This is a genomic window from Candidatus Oleimmundimicrobium sp. (assembly GCF_030651595.1).
GTDB lineage: Bacteria > Actinomycetota > Aquicultoria > UBA3085 > Oleimmundimicrobiaceae > JAUSCH01.
The window spans coordinates 1-3,623 of sequence record NZ_JAUSCH010000073.1 but is presented as its reverse complement, the minus strand read 5'-3'; the positions used below and the strand labels follow the sequence as shown (position 1 = coordinate 3,623).

At 36.7% G+C, this 3,623-nt stretch carries 5 protein-coding genes; all 5 read right to left on the bottom strand.

All coding sequences use genetic code 11. From position 1 onward, the window contains the following. Positions 1–150: 150 nt before the first annotated feature. Positions 151–330 carry a hypothetical protein gene (locus Q7U95_RS04755; RefSeq protein ID WP_308752303.1) on the bottom strand — a complete coding sequence of 60 codons (180 nt, stop codon included), beginning with the start codon at positions 328–330 and terminating at the stop codon, positions 151–153. Between the two features lie 168 nt (positions 331–498). Continuing rightward, the gene (locus Q7U95_RS04750) at positions 499–1,113 is read right to left on the bottom strand and encodes a hypothetical protein (protein ID WP_308752301.1); all 615 of its coding nucleotides are present in this window, start codon (positions 1,111–1,113) and stop codon (positions 499–501) included. A 166-nt stretch (positions 1,114–1,279) separates the two neighbouring features. After that, complete coding sequence (locus Q7U95_RS04745; RefSeq protein ID WP_308752299.1) at positions 1,280–2,086, bottom strand: restriction endonuclease; 807 nt, start codon at positions 2,084–2,086, stop codon at positions 1,280–1,282. 750 nt (positions 2,087–2,836) lie between these two features. After that, entirely contained in the window at positions 2,837–3,142 is a 306-nt protein-coding gene (locus Q7U95_RS04740) for a hypothetical protein (protein WP_308752297.1), read from the bottom strand. Positions 3,143–3,154: 12 nt separating this feature from the next. After that, positions 3,155–3,623: hypothetical protein (locus Q7U95_RS04735; RefSeq protein ID WP_308752295.1), on the bottom strand; the 469-nt coding region annotated here is incomplete at its 5' end.

Genomic DNA, 3,623 nt, shown 5'->3' with positions numbered 1-3,623 from the left:
ACTCATTGTTTATTCCCTCCTGTATTAAAATTTACACTTTATTATATATCTTATTGTAATTAATGCTTTGATATTTTATCGGCTTTTAAATTTATTTTCCTATTGCGATTCGTGAAACTTAGAAGCGATTTGGTTGATGAGCCAGGATTGTTAGTTATTCAAGTTTGTCAGGCTGACCCCTATTTCTATTCTCTCTCGCACTCTGCCACGTTTTGCAACTCCAACATAATTTGGTTTTCCACCTTCCGTTTCAATCCGATAAAGAACTGGTTTGTCATTTGGCAATTGCCCAATACTTTTAGGATTGAACCTGACTCTCTTTTTTCCCATCATCCCCTCCTGTCGTTCTAACCAATCAATATACTGAATTCCATGATACATAATCAAACTTCTAGTCAAGACACAAATTTCTTCAAGAATTTCCCAAAATTGTGTGATTTCAGGGGCAGTTTTTTTTAGATGACCCTTTCCCGTTGCTTAATTATATTAAGGTTGCCGTTACTTAGATAAATTTTGTAGATACTCTTTAACCTTGCCTTTTTCTCCAAGCTCATCAGGCCAATTGAAGTTCGCCCCTTGTTTAAATCTACTCTCTGACGCTTCTTTCAGTCTCTTGAAAGCCTTGTTCCATAGATCTGGTAGGTTATTTGACAATTCCTCAAGTGCTCGGATGAGATCATCAAATATTTTTCCATTGACCTTATTCCAATCAGGTCTCTGAGTATCATCATTATCAGATTGACTTCGGCATGAGGTATCGCGCCAGATTGTTAAATGCAATACATGTACTTCAATGGGCCTTTTTAACCTTATCAGGTCAGCATAGTTGCTTTTGTCTAGAGTTTTTGGGGATGTAAATAGACTAATATTTATATCGGTTGACCTCGATTGATTCGGCCAATAAAACTCAATAAGAGTTCGGGTATGAAGTAATAACGAATCCTGAATAACTGTTGAAATTTCAGGAATTATTTTGTTAGCTTCGGCTTTTCCAGAATCGTTACTTTTAGGATCTCCAAATCTCCTCCACGCATACCCAACTGTAGATAAACAGCGGTACTCATAAATAAGGTGTAAAAAGGCGTCTTCTTTTGTAATTTCATTTGTAATCATTTTGCGGTCCTCCCACCTGTTAGTTTTCTAAAAATTGGATGACCTTTAGCTTGACTTCTGGGTCAAATTTTTACAGGTGAGTTTGCAAATCAAAGTAACAAAGAAAGATTGATCCTTGCCTCACAGCTTAAAAATGTCAAGATTAAAAACCTGACCCCACTTTTTTTTAATCCTTATATGGTTTTATTGCACGACAATTAGGAAACTTAGAGCAACCCCAGAATTTTTGACCAATATTTGAACCTTTATATGCGGTTCTCAGTATCATTTCACTACCACATTTCGGACAAGTAACAAGTGAAGTTGGAGTAAAAGACGTTGCTTTGAACTGAGACTGAACACTCTTAATAAGTCCCAATAGTTGAGAGCCCTCTACTAAATCGATGGACTTGTTGGCAGCGAAATTCTTTGCTTCCTGAGTAAAAAAACCAGAAGTCATTAAAATTGATTTATTTGCATTTTGAGAAATCTGAACGCCATATAACTCTCGTACTTTATTAACTCCGACTTTAATATTTCTCCACTGCTTGCATTGAACAAGAATCACTTCGCCGCTCTTTTTCAATGTCAAATCAATGCCTCCATCGGGACCCGCCCCAGAATTTTCACATACAACGTAGCCTTGTCGGCGATAAGCCTCTCCAACCAATTCTTCAAATTCCCTCCATTTTAGATTACGAACAGTCTCAATAGATTCCTGTTTATCTAAGAGTTTACGTTTACGCCAAGAATTAATAGCCGAAATTGGAGCAGGAATTAATAAAACTAGTGCAATTATCGGCGCAAGTGAGGGCGCGGCGCCAGCAAACCCTTTGAAAAGTATATATGTTATGTCTGCTGACCCCTTTTGCTGGAATTCTATTGAGGGAATGAAGTATTTCAGAACCAGATATGAAATGCCAGATAATGCCACACTGACCCACCAGGGAAGAAGGACGAGGATGTCGAGAATTGATTCATTCTTTCTTGCCATTAATTCTCCTTAATTTAATTTTATAGGGTTAACTAATCAATATACTGAATTTCATAATACACAATTACATTTCTAGTCAAAACAAATTTCTTCAAGAATTTCCCAAAAATTGCAGATAAAATGCCTTACAATTCTACTAGCATTTCACAATATAAGGGATTCTATGTAAATATGGATTTGTATTGATGATAATTAAAAAAGTTCGAGTCCGGCGTGGGTTGAATAAAAAAATGCCTAACTATCAGGCACTTTTCTTCAAAATATGCTGGTGGGACCAGTGGGACAATCTTCGAACTTTTAAGCAAGCATATTACCAATAATCCGGTAGATGAGAAAGTGTTGGATTTTTTGCTTGAGGTGGCATAACGCTTAAACTCACCAGCCAGCTCCCGAACTAATATGGGAACGACAGCGCCACTTCTGGTCAGGTGCAGCGCCTGGTTGGGCGATCTTTAATTAATGCGATAGGAATATTTCCTGAAAAAAAACTCTTTTTTTCTTCCCATTCACCAACAGTAAGAAGAATTACGTTCAAATCTATTTCAAATTTCGAAGAAAATCCATTCCGAACTTTATCAATTTTCTTCCTAATTTTGTGCCATTCAATTGAACTGGGGCTTGCTTAGATACAATAAAGAGGTCACAATCATTAGGCATCCTGCCGCCAACAGACCCCGAGCCAAAAACACCTGTTTTTACAATGGATTTTGGGGCTTTTTGAAAACGATTTTGTAACCAATTTATCAATTTCTATTCCTTTGCATCTAACATGCTAAAAAGAACTCCGTGAGGAATTACGGTAACATCGTGCTTTTTACCATACAAAATTGCCTCACGTGAAGATTGGCACCAAGACGTAGGGAAAGATATGATATTACCCCCAAGTGCCCCTACTTTTTGAACCACATCTATTGTGATTATATATTCAGCAGAAGATGGTGAATAAATTTTATAATGTTTCCCATTATAACGAACCGAAATCAAATCGTGATAATTATTGTCTACCTCTAAATGTGATTGGTCTTTAAGTTGGCTATACAACCAGTAATTACTCACAGTTGGCTCTCCTCAATTTTTGTCTTTTAATTCATTCAATGACTGAACTAATTTTTTTCTCTTACTTTCAACGTGACCCAAAATGCCTATGGGGAATTGGTAGTCTTGATACAATTCTGTTGGGTTTTCAGAAAAAATTTCATACATACTCAAGTGGTTGTTCAAGTCTAAATAGTGGCTTATGTCGTCATCTAAAGAGATTAAGTGACTTTTTTCTCGGAGGATTTCTGCCATTAATCTGTTATTTGGAAGGATGACTTTCTCTTTTAAAAGTTTCCAGTTTTCCCCTGCTGTTTGTCGGTAGATCTCGTCATCAGGAAAAGATTTTGGTCCAAAGTGTTGGAAAATGTGCCTATTGGCAAGCATCATTGAATAAATTGGGTTGTAAAATTCTGATAACTGTTGGGAGATGTGCTCAATTCTTTTGAGACATAATTGACTTGAGAGGCTTTTATTCGCTTGAAAGATTATTCTCCATAAG